This window comes from Pseudoalteromonas sp. Of7M-16 (genome assembly GCF_022347805.1).
In the GTDB taxonomy this organism is placed as follows: Bacteria; Pseudomonadota; Gammaproteobacteria; order Enterobacterales; family Alteromonadaceae; genus Pseudoalteromonas; species Pseudoalteromonas luteoviolacea_F.
In genome coordinates this window covers 53,725-70,388 of record NZ_JAKRFY010000006.1, presented here as the reverse complement: position 1 = coordinate 70,388, position 16,664 = coordinate 53,725, and the positions used below count along the sequence as shown (strand labels likewise).

At 40.6% G+C, this 16,664-nt stretch carries 18 protein-coding genes; 12 read left to right on the top strand and 6 right to left on the bottom strand.

The genetic code is table 11. The features are described 5' to 3' along the window. The first annotated feature begins 9 nt into the window (after positions 1-9). The 12 genes from MHN81_RS08140 (at position 10) to hupB (ending at position 9,585) form a co-directional block, all read left to right on the top strand. The gene (locus tag MHN81_RS08140) at positions 10-582 is read left to right on the top strand and encodes an LON peptidase substrate-binding domain-containing protein (RefSeq protein ID WP_023397808.1); all 573 of its coding nucleotides are present in this window, start codon (positions 10-12) and stop codon (positions 580-582) included. Between the two features lie 58 nt (positions 583-640). Then, the gene (locus MHN81_RS08135; protein WP_023397807.1) at positions 641-1,264 is read left to right on the top strand and encodes a sigma-70 family RNA polymerase sigma factor; all 624 of its coding nucleotides are present in this window, start codon (positions 641-643) and stop codon (positions 1,262-1,264) included. Then, positions 1,257-1,934 carry a ChrR family anti-sigma-E factor gene (locus MHN81_RS08130; protein ID WP_023397806.1) on the top strand — a complete coding sequence of 226 codons (678 nt, stop codon included), beginning with the start codon at positions 1,257-1,259 and terminating at the stop codon, positions 1,932-1,934. The genes MHN81_RS08135 and MHN81_RS08130 overlap by 8 nt, the downstream gene beginning before the upstream one ends. Before the next feature lie 14 nt (positions 1,935-1,948). Then, positions 1,949-2,905: a DUF523 and DUF1722 domain-containing protein gene (locus MHN81_RS08125; protein WP_023397805.1), complete on the top strand. Its 957-nt coding sequence runs from the start codon at positions 1,949-1,951 to the stop codon at positions 2,903-2,905. After that, a complete protein-coding gene (gene phrB, locus MHN81_RS08120) occupies positions 2,902-4,284 on the top strand; it encodes a deoxyribodipyrimidine photo-lyase (RefSeq protein ID WP_023397804.1) in 1,383 nt (460 codons plus the stop codon). Before MHN81_RS08125 ends, phrB begins: the two co-directional genes overlap by 4 nt. Positions 4,285-4,286: 2 nt before the next feature. Further along, positions 4,287-4,712, top strand: a complete 426-nt coding sequence (locus MHN81_RS08115) for a nuclear transport factor 2 family protein (RefSeq protein ID WP_239425496.1) — start codon at positions 4,287-4,289, stop codon at positions 4,710-4,712. Then, complete coding sequence (locus tag MHN81_RS08110; protein ID WP_023397802.1) at positions 4,709-5,428, top strand: SDR family NAD(P)-dependent oxidoreductase; 720 nt, start codon at positions 4,709-4,711, stop codon at positions 5,426-5,428. The genes MHN81_RS08115 and MHN81_RS08110 overlap by 4 nt, the downstream gene beginning before the upstream one ends. Beyond that, entirely contained in the window at positions 5,425-6,678 is a 1,254-nt protein-coding gene (locus MHN81_RS08105; RefSeq protein ID WP_023397801.1) for an FAD-dependent oxidoreductase, read from the top strand. The genes MHN81_RS08110 and MHN81_RS08105 overlap by 4 nt, the downstream gene beginning before the upstream one ends. Continuing rightward, complete coding sequence (locus MHN81_RS08100; RefSeq protein ID WP_023397800.1) at positions 6,675-7,400, top strand: DUF1365 domain-containing protein; 726 nt, start codon at positions 6,675-6,677, stop codon at positions 7,398-7,400. Before MHN81_RS08105 ends, MHN81_RS08100 begins: the two co-directional genes overlap by 4 nt. Before the next feature lies 1 nt (position 7,401). After that, complete coding sequence (locus MHN81_RS08095; protein WP_023397799.1) at positions 7,402-8,667, top strand: cyclopropane-fatty-acyl-phospholipid synthase family protein; 1,266 nt, start codon at positions 7,402-7,404, stop codon at positions 8,665-8,667. After that, positions 8,639-9,157 carry a DUF2878 domain-containing protein gene (locus MHN81_RS08090; RefSeq protein ID WP_023397798.1) on the top strand — a complete coding sequence of 173 codons (519 nt, stop codon included), beginning with the start codon at positions 8,639-8,641 and terminating at the stop codon, positions 9,155-9,157. Before MHN81_RS08095 ends, MHN81_RS08090 begins: the two co-directional genes overlap by 29 nt. A 152-nt stretch (positions 9,158-9,309) precedes the next feature. Further along, a complete protein-coding gene (hupB, locus tag MHN81_RS08085; protein ID WP_023397797.1) occupies positions 9,310-9,585 on the top strand; it encodes a nucleoid-associated protein HU-beta in 276 nt (91 codons plus the stop codon). A 169-nt stretch (positions 9,586-9,754) separates the two neighbouring features. Here the strand turns inward: hupB and ilvN are convergent, their stop codons facing one another. The 6 genes from ilvN to xni all read right to left on the bottom strand — a co-directional run bounded on the left by ilvN (position 9,755) and on the right by xni (position 16,607). Further along, positions 9,755-10,252, bottom strand: coding sequence for an acetolactate synthase small subunit (gene ilvN / locus MHN81_RS08080; protein WP_023397796.1), 498 nt, complete (start codon positions 10,250-10,252; stop codon positions 9,755-9,757). After that, positions 10,252-11,973, bottom strand: a complete 1,722-nt coding sequence (locus MHN81_RS08075) for an acetolactate synthase 3 large subunit (protein ID WP_023397795.1) — start codon at positions 11,971-11,973, stop codon at positions 10,252-10,254. The genes ilvN and MHN81_RS08075 overlap by 1 nt, the downstream gene beginning before the upstream one ends. A 508-nt stretch (positions 11,974-12,481) precedes the next feature. After that, on the bottom strand, positions 12,482-13,489 hold the full coding sequence (locus MHN81_RS08070) for an isocitrate dehydrogenase (RefSeq protein WP_023397794.1): 1,008 nt from the start codon (positions 13,487-13,489) through the stop codon (positions 12,482-12,484). A 201-nt stretch (positions 13,490-13,690) separates the two neighbouring features. Continuing rightward, a complete protein-coding gene (locus MHN81_RS08065) occupies positions 13,691-15,376 on the bottom strand; it encodes a hypothetical protein (RefSeq protein WP_023397793.1) in 1,686 nt (561 codons plus the stop codon). Next, a complete protein-coding gene (locus MHN81_RS08060; protein ID WP_023397792.1) occupies positions 15,366-15,761 on the bottom strand; it encodes a DUF3192 domain-containing protein in 396 nt (131 codons plus the stop codon). The genes MHN81_RS08065 and MHN81_RS08060 overlap by 11 nt, the downstream gene beginning before the upstream one ends. A 78-nt stretch (positions 15,762-15,839) precedes the next feature. Further along, complete coding sequence (xni, locus tag MHN81_RS08055; protein ID WP_023397791.1) at positions 15,840-16,607, bottom strand: flap endonuclease Xni; 768 nt, start codon at positions 16,605-16,607, stop codon at positions 15,840-15,842. Positions 16,608-16,664: the final 57 nt, after the last annotated feature.

Here is a 16,664-nt window from a genome sequence, read left to right as displayed (position 1 = left end):
TAAGTCAATATGAAACGAGCACTTTTCCCTTTATCTATATATATTTTGCCGCAAGGGTATACGCGATTACGTATTTTTGAGCCGCGCTATCTTCACATGGTAAAGGTCGCGATGAAAGAGAGGAATGGCTTTGTGCTTTGCCATAGTGATAAAACACGTTCTTCCAAAGTGTCGACTGAGGGCGTTTATGTAGAAATTGTAGACTTTTCCCAAGACCAAGCAGGGCAGCTGTTAATAGATGTGTATGCAAGGAGCAGGGTAAGTATTTTAGATACAGAGGTTGATGATCTAAACTTGAAACATGCTTGGTGCGAGCCAATAAACGCACCGCTTTGGGATTTGCAAGACGGCAATTTCATTTATCACGAACGTCTTGCTGATTTATTGAGAGACCTTTTTGTTATCAACACAGAGCTGAACGACTTGTACAAGAAAAAGAACTATGCAGATCCAATTTGGGTAGCTGCTAGATGGCTAGAGTTGCTCCCTCTGACTTTAGACCAAAAGCAAAAAATACAGAGTTGCCACTCTTATCAAGCAGTTGCCAATGTTCTTTTTGAGATTTTTGATGAAACAGGGTGATCTGAATGTCAAAGCCATTCGTATAGACTAATATGTTACTGACTCAGAGCGTTAAATTATGGTTAGTTTAGAGCAATCAAGCGATTGCCGTACAATAAAAGGTAAAAGCGTAGGGATGCAAGAAACCCCTTCAGAGCAGCTAACGGCAGCATTAGTGAATGTAGCAAACAATGCAGATAAAAAAGCATACGCTTACCTATTTTCATACTTTGCGCCGAAAATAAAGCGTTTCGGCATTAAGCAGTTTGGTTCAGAGGCCATGGCGATGGAACTCGTTCAAGACACTATGACGTCGGTATGGAGAAAAGCAAAGCTTTATCACCAAGATAAAGGCGCAGCGACCACGTGGGTGTATACGATAATGAGAAACGCATCTTTCGACGCTTTGAGAAAAGTAAAAAGTAACAAAGAGGACAATCTTAGCGAAGAGATATGGCCTCTTTTCCACGATGAGCAAGTTTGCGAAAGAAGCTTCAAAGATCATTTACAAACAAACCAACTTAAAGAAAAAATCAAGAGTCTGCCAGCGGCGCAGCGCGACGTTGTAGTCGGTGTCTATTTTGAGGATATGACGCAAGAGCAATTAGCACAGCATCTAGGTATACCTGTTGGAACCGTCAAATCACGGTTACGCTTGGCACTTAAAAAGTTAAAAGTTGAGTTGGGAGAGCAGCATGATTAAATATCACCCATCAAAACAGTTGATGCAAAAGCACGTCGCTGGTGAGCTTCCTGTTGGATTAAGTGTAGCGATTGCCGCACACATAGAGTTGTGTGACGCATGTAAACTGGAACTCGACGCGTTAGAAGCAAAGCAAGCTGAGTCTGCATTTGAGAGCAACGCAAGTAACTGTTCAGATATAGCAGATACGAGCGCAGAAGAAAATCTGGCATTTGAAGCGATGATAAATGACATCACACAACTAGAAATGAGTAGTGCGATGGTCCCTAGAGAACCTCAAATGTTTGATTATCAGGATAAGTCTGTTCAATTGCCAAGAGCAATCGCGGCCCTAAAGTTAGGCAGTTTTATCAATGCAGGAAAGGTTTCTCGTGCTCGTTTTGAGTTGGACGAAGGCCCTTTGCGGAGCAGTTTACTACACATAAGGCCCGGCGGGGAGATACCTGAGCACACGCACACAGGGTTTGAATTAACTCTATTGCTAGATGGGTCTTTCGAAGATGAAAGTGGTTCATATGTACCTGGTGATTTTATTATGCTAGATGGCAGGCATAACCATACACCTAAAACAGAAGAAGGCTGTTTGTGCTTTACTTTAGTAGACAGTGCATTGCACTTCAATAAAGGCCTTAGCAAACTGCTAAACCCAATTGGTAATCTTATCTATTAAAATGGGAGTCGAGTATGCAATTTAATTCACCGATACAAATCGGATTAAGTGCCTGTCTTGGCGGAGACAAGGTTCGTTTTGATAAGGGGCACAAACGCTCTAATTTTTGTATGGACGAATTCAGTAAACATGTCGAGTTCGTGAAATTTTGCCCTGAAGTTGCGATTGGTATGCCAATACCGCGCGAAACGATAAGACAAGTACGTTTTGGCGACACCATTAAAGTATGCCGCCCAGATGGGACGCAAGATGTAGGTCCTAAATTAACTGAATATGGTAAAAAGATAGCCCAAACAAAAGCCAAAGAGCTGTCAGGTTTCGTTTTTTGCGCAAAAAGTCCTAGCTGTGGTATGGAACGCGTTAAAGTTTATAATGACGCTGGTACTGGCGCGACAGCAGAGGGGGTAGGCGCATTTGCAGCAGAAATTATGCGTCACAATCCGCTATTGCCATGCGAAGAAAACGGCCGATTGAACGATGTACATTTACGGGAAAACTTTGTAATGCGCGTATATGTATACAAGTCTTGGCAGGAGCTAACAGAGCAGAAGCTGAGTAAACACAAGTTGACGGAGTTTCACGCTAAGCACAAATACTTGCTGATGAGCCACAATTATGAAGCTTATCGCAAGCTTGGCAGGTTGCTTGCCGAAGTGCAGGCCAATACGATAGAGCAAGGCGCTGGTGAGTATATATTAGGTCTCATGGAAGCGTTGAAAAAGCCAGCTAGCCGCAAAGCGCAAGCAAATACGTTGGCGCACCTTCAAGGTTACTTCAAAAACGAATTGTCTCAGGTCGAAAAGGCTGAAATGGTAGAGGCAATTGATGAATATCGAACAGGCTTGGTACCTTTAAATGTACCCTTAACGCTTTTGAAGCATCATTTGCGAGTGCATCCCAAAGCCTACTTGGAGCAGCAAGTATATTTCGACCCATATCCTCACGATTTAAAACTAAGGTTTGCAATTTGAGTAAAGTACTTTATTGGTTTAGGCGCGATCTTAGATTAGCGAGTAACCAAGCACTTCAAGATGCAGTGAACAACGGCGCCAGCGAGGCGCTGTTTTTTGTCTGTGAAAAACAGTGGCAAATTCACAAAACCAGTGAAGTCCAAATAGACTTATTAAAGAGGCGACTTGACTACTTGGGAAGGAAATTGGCTGAACTTGGCATCAAGCTGCATGTTGTGGATGCCGGCGACTTCAAACAATTGCCGTTCAAATTCAATGAGTTCATTACTTTGCATGGATTTACGCACGTATACGCAAACAGGGAATATGAAATTAATGAACTAAATCGAGATGCTCAGTGTTCTAAATCTGGCGCTGAGTTTCACTTGTATGATGGAGATGTTTTATGTCAGCCTGGGAGCGTAGTTACTAAAAGTGGTGAGATGTTCAAAGTATTTACCCCGTTTAAAAAAGCTTGGCTAGCAGGATTTTCACAGCGCACCTTCCCATTAGGAAAATATCTACAAACTAGCTATAAACCCATAAAGTGGTACTCGCCGGATGTTTTAAATTCAGACGGGCAATCTGAAAAATGGCCCGTGGATGATGAGACATTGTCCAAAGTTGTAGAGTTATTTTTAGACAATAAATTAAACGAATATAGTGAGTATAGAGATATTCCAAGTATTAAAGGAACGTCGGGATTGAGCCCATACTTGGCACTGGGGATGATTTGTGTCACGGATTTAATTGCGAGAATACAGCAACGAATTCCGGACATATTATTAAGGACAAAAACTTCGGCTTTCGTATATATAAATGAATTACTTTGGAGAGAGTTTTACCGGCATTTAATGTTTGTGTTTCCAAAATTATGCAAAGGAAAAAACTTTAATGAGAAGTACGATGCCGTTATTTGGTTAGATGACGAAACCGCTTTCACAGCATGGTGTGAGGGTAAAACAGGCTATCCAATAGTGGACGCGGCAATGCGGCAACTAAATCAAACTGGGTGGATGCATAATCGACTTCGTATGATCGTGGCGAGCTTTTTGACAAAACACTTATTAATCGACTGGCGTAAAGGAGAAGCTTATTTTATGAATAGGCTAATTGACGGCGATTTGGCAGCTAATAATGGCGGTTGGCAGTGGGCAGCGAGCACAGGGTGTGACGCACAACCTTATTTCAGAATTTTCAACCCGATAACACAGAGCGAAAAATTTGATCCTGATGGTACTTTTATTCGTAAATATGTACATGAATTAGAATGGGTGCCTGCTAAATATATCCACTTCCCGCATGATTATATAAGGTCTGTTGGGAGAGATTGCTACATTGCACCCATCGTTGAGCATAAAGAAGCAAGAGCAAGAGCACTTGATGCATTTAAGGTTTAGGAATGGAACAGCATCTTAGCAACTTTGTTGATATATATAATCAACTCTCGGACAAAAATTTAAGTCTGTTACGAAATATTTATGACGAAAGTATCGTCTTTTCTGATCCTCTACATAGAGTTGAAGGAATTGAGGAATTAACAAAGTACTTTGAAAACATGTACGCCAATGTCAACTCCATTTCCTTCGATATAAAAGAACACTACATAATAGAAGACAAAGGTTTTTTATATTGGGATATGCACTTTTCTCATAACAAGCTCAATAATAAAAAGTGCATTACTGTTGCAGGACATAGCCAACTTACTTTTAAAGGTGAGAAAGTGATTAATCACCGAGACTACTTTGATGTGGGCGCCTTGTTATATCGCAATATACCACTACTTGGCAGTGTTATTAAAACACTTGAAAAGCGAGCTGTATCATGACAGTTGAGCAAAAGCAGGTAGTGATAACGGGGGCTACATCGGGTATTGGTGAAGCGTTGGTAAAACGTTATTCGTCTTCTCACAATGTTATCGCATGTGGCCGAAATGAGTCAAAACTCGCTGCATTCTCACAGCAAAGTATTAAAACATCGAAGTTTGATATAACGTCGAAACAGCAAGTGTTTGATGCTGCAAACTGTTTTGATAACTTAGATATTGTGATTTTAAATGCCGGTGTATGTGAATATATAGATGACGCAAATCAGTTTGATTCGGCGTTATTTGAACGGGTTATCCACGCTAACTTGATTTCCACAGGGTATTGTTTAGAGGCATTTATACCCAAGATTAAAAAAGATGGGCAACTTGTTATAGTCAGTTCTAGCGCGAGCTTTTTGCCGCTGCCAAGGGCGCAAGCCTACGGTGCATCTAAGGCGGCATTAAGCTATTTAACGCGCGTTATGCAAGTAGAGTTACAAGATATAAATGTCACTTTGGTACACCCTGGATTTGTAGAGACCCCACTCACCGATAAAAATGATTTCCCTATGCCTTGTTTAGTGAGTTGTGAACAGGCTGCGGAACGCATTTATAACGGGGTTTTAAATCGTTGTGATGAAATCCACTTTCCAAAACGCTTTACTTTGTTTTTAAAGCTTTTCTCCCTTCTTCCATTCAAACTTTGGTCGCCAATCGCTAAAAGGATAAAACGTTGAAAAATATTGCAATAATTGGGTCTGGTATTTCAGGATTAAGTGCGGCTTATTTACTTAACAAAAAACACAATATCACCTTATTTGAAAAAGAAGATAGGCTTGGGGGTCACACAGCAACCGTTGATGTTGAGACACCGGAAGGGCTAAAGGGTATTGATACTGGCTTTATTGTTTTTAACGACCGCACTTATCCTTTGTTCGAAAAGCTGTTGGACCAAATAGGGGTTGGCCGCAAGCCGACACAAATGAGCTTTAGCGTTAAAACAGCAGGTAGGGACTTCGAATATAATGGACACACGTTTTTTTCACTATTTGCTCAAAAGCGCAATATATTTTCGCCCAAATTTTGGGGGTTTCTATACAGTATTGTTAAATTTAACCGATTATCTAAAGCACTGTATCATAGTGGCGATTATTCGAAGCATACGAATTTGGGTGACTTCCTAGACGCACACGGCTTCGATGAGTTTTTTAAAAAGCACTATATTTTACCTATGGGTGCAGCGATTTGGTCGACCAGCTTAAAAGGTATGCTAGATTTTGAAATTCAGTTCTTCATTCAGTTTTTCTACAATCATGGGCTATTAGACGTAGCAGGCAGACCTCAGTGGTATGTTATCCCAGGTGGGTCAAAGCAATATATTGCGCCTTTGACTGAGTCATTCAAGGATAAAATACATTTAAACGCCCATATTAAGTCGGTTGCGCGTCTAGATGGGTACGTCGAGATAACATTTGACGATGGAAACGTCGAGCATTTTGATGAAGTTGTCTTTGCTTGTCATTCTGATCAAGCTTTGGCTTTGCTGAAAGATGCATCTGATGTCGAACTTGATGTATTAGGGTCTATTCCTTATACGCCAAATAGCGTTGTTCTTCACACCGATATATCGTTGCTACCAAAGCGAAGGGCAGCTTGGGCAAGTTGGAATTATGCGCTAGATGAGAGCCAGACAAGGCCTGCAAGTGTAACATATCAAATGAACATCCTTCAGGGGATATCTTCTGCACAGCAATATTGTGTCACGTTAAATAATGATGCTCAGATAGACAAGAATAAAATACTTAATCAATTTACTTATTTTCACCCAGTATTTAATACGCAAAGCATCCGAGCACAAAAAAGAAAGTCGGAAATTGATGGAATTAATCGCACTTATTTTTGCGGGGCTTATTGGTTTAATGGTTTTCACGAAGATGGTGTCAAAAGCGCAGTAGATGTTGCTGAACAGCTCGGAGTTGAATTTTGAATAGTGCCATCTACTTAGGCGATGTCAGGCACCGCCGCTATACTGTCGCAGACCATCACTTTAAATATCCAATGTACATGATGTGTTTTGATTTGGACGAGTTGCACCTATTGGATGATATTCATCCAATGTTCGGTACCAGAGGGAAAAAATTACTGCGATTTGAACAGGCTGACTATTTAGTTGGAAGTGAGGAACCTTTAAAGCAGCGAGCGTTAGATAAAAGCCTTGAACTGGGCGTTGATGCCTCTGGTAGCAAAGTATATTTAATGGGACAGGTTCGCTGCGTTGGCTATTACTTTAGTCCTGTTAATTTTTATTTTTTTTCCAAGGAAGACGGCAAATATACACACATGATCGCTGAGGTGAGCAATACACCATGGAATGAGCGCCACTATTATCTTGTTCCACTTGGAAAAAAAGTGAACTTTGAAAAGACTTTTCACGTATCACCTTTTATGAACTTGGATATGGAATACCACTGGCATATAAAAGCACCTGAGCAACATGCCTTTGTCCACATCGAGAATAAAAAAGAGCGTGAACTCCTATTTGACGCCACATTAAGACTGCAGCGAGTGCCACTAGAAAGACACGCTGTTAGTAATTTGTTGAAGCAGTTTCCAGCGATGACTTTTTCAATTGTGAAAGGCATTTACTGGCAAGCGTTAAAGCTTTTTATTAAGCGAGTTCCTTTTATCAGTCATCCCGGAAGTTTGTAAGATGGAAAAAACGACACAATCATTTAGCAGCGAGAACAGCGACGGCTTTTTAGTAAAAGTGTGCAAGACATTAGTGTTAAAAGCACTAGCACAAATTACGTGGGGGCATATAAGGCTAATTGACGCGGATCAAGAGTTTTTATTTGGCAATGAAAAAAGCTCAGATAAAACAACAATACACGTTCACTCTGGACAAATGTACGCCAAATTTGCTCTTGGCGGTAGCGTTGGGGCGGGTGAGTCATATATTTTGGGACATTGGACTTGTTCAGATTTAACCAAACTCATAGAAATATTTGTCGTTAATCAAGACGTGTTGGACCAATTCGAGAAAAAGTTTGCGTTGATATCTGGGCTGTTTAACAAAGTAACACACTTTAAAAATCGCAACACTAAAGCGGGTTCAAAGAAAAACATAGTTGCCCATTACGATTTGGGTAACGACTTGTATAGTGCGTTTTTGAGTGATGAAATGCTTTATTCTAGTGCTGTTTATCCAACACACAACGCAACGCTTGAAGTCGCGCAACAACACAAACTAAAACAAATATGCGAGCAAGTAGACCTCAAACAATCAGATCACGTCATTGAGATTGGCACTGGGTGGGGAGCCTTTGCGATATACGCTGCACAAAATTACGGTTGCAAGGTTACCACGACCACAATCTCCGAAGAGCAACATGCATATGTGCGTCAAAGAATAGATGAGCTTGGGTTGCAAGAGCAGATAACATTGCTTAAGGACGATTACAGAGAGCTTGGTGGTAAGTTTGACAAATTAGTCTCAATCGAAATGATAGAGGCAGTAGGGCATGACTATTTGGCCGGCTTTTTTGAAAAGTGCAGCGCATTGTTAAAGCCAGATGGTGTCATGTTGATCCAAGCTATAACCATTGCATGTCAAAGATACCATCACTATTTAAAAAACTCTGATTTTATCCAACAATATATTTTTCCTGGTGGATGTCTCCCTTCAATTACAGAAATGAGCAAGCAAATATGCAGCAGTACAGATCTAGTTGTTCACTCGGTTAAAGATATCGGCTTGCATTATGCGAAAACTTTGTACGATTGGCGCGAGCGATTCGATAAAGCTTGGCCATCGTTGGATAATAAGAAGTTTGACCAGCGATTCTATCGTCTTTGGGAGTTTTATCTTTGTTACTGTGAAGGTGGTTTTAAGCAAAGAGCAACGAGTGCCGTGCACCTTGTTGCTAGAAAGCCTAGGTATTTTAACGATGATGAAAAAACATTCTGTCATTATTAACTTTGCGTTATTTCAGCTGGCTTGGTTTGCAGTTTTTTTCTTGCAGTCTGATGCATTATTGCTGGTTGGCATTGCGATAGCGTTAATGTTTTTTTTAAGCCCGCACAAGTCCAGAGATACTAAGTTTGTGCTTATAGGGCTGTGGGTTGGCTTGTCCATTGAACTTGTTGCTGTGAACTTCAGTGTCATCGACTATGGAGATGAAACGCTCCCTGTTTGGCTAGTTTTGTTGTGGCTCGCTTTACTATTTTCGTTTAGAGAGTCTCTAAGCAAGCTTTTTTATCTACCCATAAAATACAGAGCACCTATTGTTTGGTTGTGTACACCGGGCAGTTATTATGCAGGGTCGAAAGTCGGAGTATTGTCTACATTAGAGCCTTTGTGGCTATTTTGGTTTATTTATGGTGCGATATGGCTTATTGGTTTTGAGATGCTGAGGTGGCTTGACTCGTGTTCTTTTGTAAGAAGGAATGATGAGGTAATGAGCTAAATCGTTCCCCTTTTAGCTAAATATATACGAAACAAGCACAATTTGTCAGATTAATTTCGAATATAGTTGAATTTTGGCTTGCACTCATGCTTAAAATGAATAAACATAGAATTTGCTCCGGCAGAAAATAAAAAAATATAGGAATTTTTAAAATGAACAAAGCTCAACTAGTTGAAAAGATCGCGAACGACGCTGATATCTCTAAGACGGCAGCTGGCCGTGCATTAGACGCTTTAACTAGTGCTGTAACTGAAGCTCTAAAAGAAGGTGACTCAGTAGCACTAGTTGGTTTTGGTACTTTCTCTGTAAAAGAGCGCGCAGCACGCACTGGCCGTAACCCACAAACAGGTGCTGAAATCCAAATTCCAGCGGCAAATATCCCAAGCTTCAAAGCTGGTAAAGGCTTAAAGGATCAAGTAAACCTTTAATTCAATGACGAATATAATTGGCTGTGAGATTTATCTCGTGACCAAAAATTTGAAAAAGAGCCTTTTGGCTCTTTTTTATTTTTAAGTTATAAAAATTAGAATATATAAATAACGGTAAGGCGATTATAATTAATGGGCACAAAGGCCCAAAATAATTAATCTGACTTATTTAACTCTTGAGCGCTTTATCACCTCGACCTATGCCAACAGCTCCTGAACGAACGAGTTCAATTAAGTCACTTTCGTGGCGCAGCATATCCAAAAAGCTCTCAATTTTATCTGTACTGCTAGCCAGCTGAAGTGTGTAGCTTTGTTTTCCCATATCAACAATGGCTGCTCCAAACACGTCGCTTACTCGAGTAACTGCCGCTCTCATCGCTTCATTTCGAGTAAACACCTTGACCATTAACAGCTCTCTTTCTATGTGGTTGATTTCCGTTAGGTCAAAGACTTTCAACACATCGACGAGTTTGTTAACTTGCTTCGTGATCTGCTCTACGACTCGATCATCCCCATGAGTGGTAATAGTAATGCGAGAAAGTGTCTTGTCGTCAGTCGTGCCAACGGTCAAACTATCAATGTTATAGGCCCTTTGAGAAAAAAGCCCAACAATTCGTGACAGTGAACCTGGTTCATTTTCTAATAGAATTGCTAATATTCTACGCATTATACCTTTACTCCTTTTTTCAACCACATTTCGTCAACGGCACCGTGTTTAATTTGCATCGGGTATACGTGTTCGCTCTCATCAACTCGAATATCCAAGAACACTAAGCGATCTTGTATTGAAAATGCTTTTTCTAGGGCTGGTTCCAGCTCGTCAGGGTGATCTACTCTGATCCCTACATGGCCATAACTTTCGGCTAGTGCGACGAAATCAGGTAATGACTCCATATAGGAGCTAGAATGACGACCATCATATAGCATATCTTGCCACTGCCTAACCATGCCTAGTGAGCGGTTATTTAATGATACAACTTTCACATTTAAATCATATTGGAGGCAGGTTGAAAGCTCTTGAATATTCATTTGAATAGAACCGTCACCTGTTACGCACACGACTTCTTCTTGCGGGTAGGCAACTTTTACGCCCATAGCCGCAGGTAATCCAAACCCCATGGTGCCAAGTCCGCCAGAGTTGATCCACTGACGAGGTTTTTTAAATGGGTAGTATTGTGCTGCAAACATTTGGTGTTGGCCCACATCGGAGGAAACATACGCATTGCCGTGAGTAATGTCATAGAGCTTTTTAATCACCGTCTGAGGCTTGATCTTGTCTTCAGAGGTTTCAAAGTCCAAACACTTCTTTTCTCGCCATTGAGTAATGTCTTTCCACCAAGCTTCTTGAGCACTGCGATCAATGGCAATACTGCTGTTATCAATACCATTTAATAGCTGTGTTAGAACTGTATCTAAACAGCCAACTACAGGGATATGTGCTTGAATTGTTTTAGAGATAGAAGTTGGATCTACATCTACATGGACAATTTTTGCATTGGGACAAAACTTCTTAACATTATTTGTCACTCGGTCATCAAATCTGGCACCCAGTGCTAAAATAGTATCGGCGTTAGCCATCGCTTTATTGGCTTCAAGGGAGCCATGCATTCCTAACATGCCAATAAAGTTAGGATGGTTACCACTGATCCCACCTAGACCCATTAAAGTGTTTGTAATTGGCGCGTTGAGCTTTTCAACTAGCTCAGTCAGCTTGTCAGAAGTATTCGATAGGACGATTCCACCACCTGAATAAATGACCAGCTTCTTAGCTTGTAAAATCGCCTCTACCGCTTTTTTGATTTGCTTCGAATGGCCTTTAGTACTTGGGTTATATGTCCGCATATCAAGTTGCGGTGGCATAACATAGTTGAATTTAGTTTGTGGAATTAAGACGTCTTTTGGCAACTCAACAACGACCGGTCCCGGTCTTCCTGAGCTAGCTAAGTAAAAGGCTTTGGCCAAAATTGCGGGGATATCTTCTGCATTTCGACAATTAAAGCTATGTTTGACAATAGGTCTTGAACAGCCAACGATGTCGGTCTCTTGAAACGCGTCATCACCAATCAAGTTTGACGGCACTTGCCCAGAAAGTACAACCATTGGAATAGAGTCCATGTAGGCCGTTGCGATACCTGTAATGCAATTAGTTGCGCCAGGGCCAGAAGTAGCGAGCACCACGCCTGTTTGGCCTGTAGCACGAGCATATCCATCTGCCATATGAGTTGCAGCTTGCTCGTGTCGGACGAGAATGTGTTCTATATCACTTTGCTCAAATAGAGCATCGTACAAATCCAAAACAGATCCGCCTGGATAGCCAAAAATGTATTGTACTTGTAAATCTTTTAGCGCCTTTACAACTAACTCGGAGCCATTAAATTGCTCATTCATTACCTCATTCCTCAGCCAAGTTAAATCTTGGCATAAAAAAACCCCGCATTGTGCGGGGTCGATGAAAGCATATACTCACACAGGCCCCTATGGACTTAATACTAAGACCACCACGAGAACCAATTTTGCAAGCTTAACTAAATTCATTTCAAATCTACTAAATTATTTAACTAGTTTTAATTTAAAGGGCAATCGATGTTTCTGTCAAGAAGCCAGGATGGAGATATGCATAATATAACCCTTTTTGGCGTTGATAAATTTGAAATGTAATATTTCAATTTATAAAAATAGGGGGCAATGCATAAATGTATCTGTGGCAATATTTGCAAAGCTAAAATAATTAGGAGGTTTATTGCATGTTAAGGAACTGTTGTTTGTAGAGTTAAAAATGAGGTCAATAGGTTGAAGTTTAATAACTTTTAAGTGGCAAGGTATAGAGTGAATGTTGCGTAGAGCCTTTGGGGGAGAATAAAGATAGCGCAATTTGCGCTATCTTTTTGTGTATCTATTATAGACGTTCGATCACAGCTTGTGTGAAGTCAGTGGTGCCATGGCTGCCACCAAGATCACGAGTAGTACGGTCGCCAGACTTGATAACGTCAGCAACAGCGCTACGGATACGCTCAGCAGTTTCACCCATATCTAGGTATTCAAGCATTTGGATAGAAGCAAGAATAACAGATGTTGGGTTTGCTAGATTTTTACCAGCAATGTCAGGTGCACTACCGTGTACCGCTTCAAAAATCGCAGCATTTTCACCGATATTTGCACCAGGCGCCATACCCAAACCACCAACTAAGCCAGCACATAGATCCGAAATGATGTCACCAAATAGGTTAGTTGTAACTACAACATCGAACTCATCCGGGTTCATAACTAGTTTCATACAAGTCGCATCTACAATCATTTCAGCTGACTCGATATCAGGGAAGCGCTCACCGACTTCACGAGCCACTTTTAGAAATAGACCTGAAGTTGATTTTAGGATGTTCGCTTTATGAACTGCCGTTACCTTCTTACGGCCTTCACGTTGTGCAAGCTCATACGCGAAAGTTACGATTTTTTCAGCGCCTTCACGTGTGATTTTCGACATTGCTTCAGCTTCTGTACCATCTTCAGATGTTACTTGACCAAGACCAGAGTACATACCCTGTGTGTTTTCACGTACAGTAATGATGTCAATGTTGTCGTAGCGTGCTTGAGTACCTTCAAAAGACTTAACTGGGCGCACGTTTGCGTATAAGCCAAACTGCTTACGCAAAGTAACGTTGATAGATGTAAAACCTTCACCTACAGGTGTTGTTAAAGGGCCTTTCAGGGTAAGCTTATTACGCTCGATAGCTTCTAATGTTTCAGGTGGAAGCAGTTCACCAGTTTTTTCTAGTGCTGCAAGACCTGCATCAACATATTCGTATTCAAAATCACAGCCCGCTGCGTTTAAAATCTCAATTGCAGAATCAATGATGCTTGGACCAATACCATCGCCGCGAATAACGGTAACTGTTTGCTTAGCCATTTAGTTTTCCTTTATCAAAATAAATTGTACACACATAAAAGAAGGATCTATTTATTGTAGTCAATCAAATAAAAAGTGTGTGTTCGCTTGAAAAATTAAGCGCGTTTTATAGCAATTTATTCATAGATATTCCAGCAAGGAATGATAAAAGGGCATAAATTTAGTTTATGTTTGTTATATCCTGCATTTATAGAATAAATATTATTCAATCATGCTGTGTAAGGATAACGCTAAGATGGCGTCATTCAATTGCGTTTCGCTATCCCAGCCAAATTTCTTTATTTGGTTTTGCAAAACATGATGTTGCCAAGCTGTAGGTGTAAAGTGGGCGCTGCTCCACTGCATTGCAAGTACTTTAATGGCAACAAACGTTTTTGCCTCTTCACTCAAAGTACTGTCTTTTTCTCTTTCTGATTGCATGAAAGCGCCATGTGGAGGGCTGTTATCAAAGTGGTGGGAAAAATAGTCGTCCAGCTGTGTCGAATTGAATTCTAAAAAGCCAAATAATCTTGCCAGAGAATAAGGTGTTGATGAGTCGGCTTGTTCACTGACACAAGTGAAGCGTTTTATATCAATATCATGATGCTTTAACATGAAGGCGACGACCGCGCTGATAGGGGAGAGAATACTCTCATATTCTTGTCCATATGCTTGTTTAGTTAAAGTTGCTAAGATCTGTGCGAGCTGCTGATATTTATGCCATATATCAAGGGCGAAGGGGTGACGCAACTGAGAAATAACCTGCTCAATAAGTACGCGCTGACAGAGCAAACTCGCTGTGTTTAATCCGACCATAGTTAAACAGTGTCGAATATTTGCACCTTTTTGAGCTTCTCTATTATATTGTTTCGCGGCTTGCTGAAGTGCTTGCTCTATGTATGGAAACGGCTCAATTGTTTTTTCAATAGCTCTAAAACTAGCAAAACTATTTCTACTCAATTTGTCTATTACAGTGTAAGTTGCTTCAAACGAGTCTTCTGTTGCGGCGATTTCTTGCGATTCTATGTGTCCCCACACTTTGAAAAGGAGGTGTTTATCTGCTGTGGAGATTGTCCTGTACTCAAATTCAAACGAGCTTTGTGTTTTGACTAGGCGATCGACCTTATTGCCTTCAAATGTACAAATCACTTGGTTCTTATCGTTTCTTTGCAAAAGAAGCGCTTTTTGACCGCGATATACAGTTGTGCAACCAACAGCAAAGCGACTGAATTGCATAGACAGTTTGTTTAAGGTGTCGCGGGTAAATTCGTCATAACTGGATAAGTAGAGTTTTTTCACCACAGAGGCCAAAGTATTGGGCTTAGTGGGAGTTTTAACCAAAGCCATTGCAATGATCTGTGCAATGGCCACAACTAAAGTAGTGTTGTCGTATAGTGGCGCAACGCGTTTGCTCTTTAAGGTTTCACAGTACGGCTGAAGTCGAGACATCATGCGAGTTGCCTGTTTATTAACCGAGCCACCATGTTCAAGTACTTTGACTGCGAGTTGATATCTTATTTTCCATATTTTCTTACCCTGTTCAGTCAGGGGTTGTGCATTAAGTAATTTGTCACTTTCTTTTTTTACACACAAAAAGCTGGCCAAACAAGCGACAAGTAATTCTTGACGAATGTTATTTGAATAGCCATGGCCCTGCGAGATAATACATACCAAAATGCACTTTTTAACCACCAAATTTGTCGTTGGGGATAGTTGTTGAAAGTTAAAGTTTAGGTAGCTATGCAGTGCATTGGGGGCGCTTTGGTAGGTGTGCGTGTACAACTGAGCAAGCTCTGCGAGGGTTGGAAAGATACTGGGCCATTTTTGTTTGTTATAGTAAAGCCTAAGTGTTTGCTCTGTTTTGTTTACCAATTCGAAGAGTTGTTTTGATATGTCTTTATTCGTCATTATTTAGCGCTTTCTCATAGGCTACAACTGCACCAGCTCCCCACAAAATTAGCTGACCATTTTTAAATAACAAACCAGTACATTCATCTTGTGTTGTTATGCCGTCTGGTTTCATCAATTGAGTGCGGTAATAGACAATTTGAAAGACTGTATCATCGTTTGATTTCACATAGGTGAGATCTGGGCTACCTAAATTGTCGAGCACTGAATCTAAATCCATCCGTGTATCTGGTTTGAGCTTGCTAATAAACCTTTTGTTAAAAGCTTCCCTGTCTTTCCATAGCATCGCTCTTGGATCATCTTTATAAAAGTTGATCACAAGATAGACAATCCCGGCGTAAACCGCGAGGCCCAGAAATATATATTGTAGAACTTTTTTTATCATTTAAGTCACCTAAATACAGCTCGGTAAGACTATCCGAAGCGTGTATCCATAACAAGTAATTTGTGATTAATGCAATGATCAGAGACGCAGCTCTTTTAAAGTAAAACCAACTTCAATGTCGGTTCTAAGGGCTACTAGTGCTTTGCTCAAAATAAAGTTATCAATATCAGTTTCTATTTTTTTTCTAATTGTTCCATGAAGGCTAGGGCTGTTCAGTGCATTTTCTACTGAAGTGAATTGGCTCAATACATCAACAGCGGTTTTTTTCCCAACTCCTTTTACTCCTGGAATATCATTGGTTTTGTCACCCATTAACCCCCAGAAATCATGAAGCTGATTTTTATCTAAGGAAAATTTGGACCTCACGTCCTCAGACGATATACCTTGTTGTTTAAAGTAATCATAGACTTGAATGTGTTCACCAATTAACGGTAAAAAACCCTTGTCGGTAGATACAATCGTTGACGCTACGCCGTGATTTGACGCTTTATATGCCAGCGTTGCCAATATATCATCTGCTTCATCTTGAACTGGAAAATATGCTTTTACATTTTGCTCAGTAAAGCCTCGGGCAACAATTTCAAGGTTATCCTTTAACTGCTGTGGCATTGGTTTTCTCGTGGCTTTGTATTCCGTGTAAAGGTGATAACGCCAGCTTTTGTCCCCGTCAAATACTGCAATTGCGTGACTTGCTTGGGATGTTTTAAGTAGTTTTCGGGTTGCGTTCTTTACGCGTTGATAACAGCTTTGAATGATTTGCTCATCAGTCAACCCTGATTGTTCACAATCAACAGCGTATATACGACGAATTAAGTTAAGTGCGTCAATCAGCAGTAATTGGGCCATAAATGTATATAAAACAAATTTTTGTTGGTACTTTCGAGGATTATAACAGAGGGGCGA

Excerpts from the sequence above, each read along its gene's own strand:
- MHN81_RS08115 (WP_239425496.1), top strand. The coding sequence starts at position 4,287 with ATGGAACAGCATCTTAGCAACTTTGTTGATATATATAATCAACTCTCG.
- MHN81_RS08140 (WP_023397808.1), top strand. The coding sequence starts at position 10 with ATGAAACGAGCACTTTTCCCTTTATCTATATATATTTTGCCGCAAGGG.
- ilvN (WP_023397796.1), bottom strand. The coding sequence starts at position 10,252 with ATGCGTAGAATATTAGCAATTCTATTAGAAAATGAACCAGGTTCACTG.
- MHN81_RS08060 (WP_023397792.1), bottom strand. The coding sequence starts at position 15,761 with ATGATAAAAAAAGTTCTACAATATATATTTCTGGGCCTCGCGGTTTAC.
- MHN81_RS08130 (WP_023397806.1), top strand. The coding sequence starts at position 1,257 with ATGATTAAATATCACCCATCAAAACAGTTGATGCAAAAGCACGTCGCT.
- MHN81_RS08095 (WP_023397799.1), top strand. The coding sequence starts at position 7,402 with ATGGAAAAAACGACACAATCATTTAGCAGCGAGAACAGCGACGGCTTT.
- MHN81_RS08125 (WP_023397805.1), top strand. The coding sequence starts at position 1,949 with ATGCAATTTAATTCACCGATACAAATCGGATTAAGTGCCTGTCTTGGC.
- MHN81_RS08075 (WP_023397795.1), bottom strand. The coding sequence starts at position 11,973 with ATGAATGAGCAATTTAATGGCTCCGAGTTAGTTGTAAAGGCGCTAAAA.
- MHN81_RS08110 (WP_023397802.1), top strand. The coding sequence starts at position 4,709 with ATGACAGTTGAGCAAAAGCAGGTAGTGATAACGGGGGCTACATCGGGT.
- hupB (WP_023397797.1), top strand. The coding sequence starts at position 9,310 with ATGAACAAAGCTCAACTAGTTGAAAAGATCGCGAACGACGCTGATATC.
- MHN81_RS08065 (WP_023397793.1), bottom strand. The coding sequence starts at position 15,376 with ATGACGAATAAAGACATATCAAAACAACTCTTCGAATTGGTAAACAAA.
- MHN81_RS08070 (WP_023397794.1), bottom strand. The coding sequence starts at position 13,489 with ATGGCTAAGCAAACAGTTACCGTTATTCGCGGCGATGGTATTGGTCCA.
- xni (WP_023397791.1), bottom strand. The coding sequence starts at position 16,607 with ATGGCCCAATTACTGCTGATTGACGCACTTAACTTAATTCGTCGTATA.
- MHN81_RS08090 (WP_023397798.1), top strand. The coding sequence starts at position 8,639 with ATGATGAAAAAACATTCTGTCATTATTAACTTTGCGTTATTTCAGCTG.
- MHN81_RS08135 (WP_023397807.1), top strand. The coding sequence starts at position 641 with ATGGTTAGTTTAGAGCAATCAAGCGATTGCCGTACAATAAAAGGTAAA.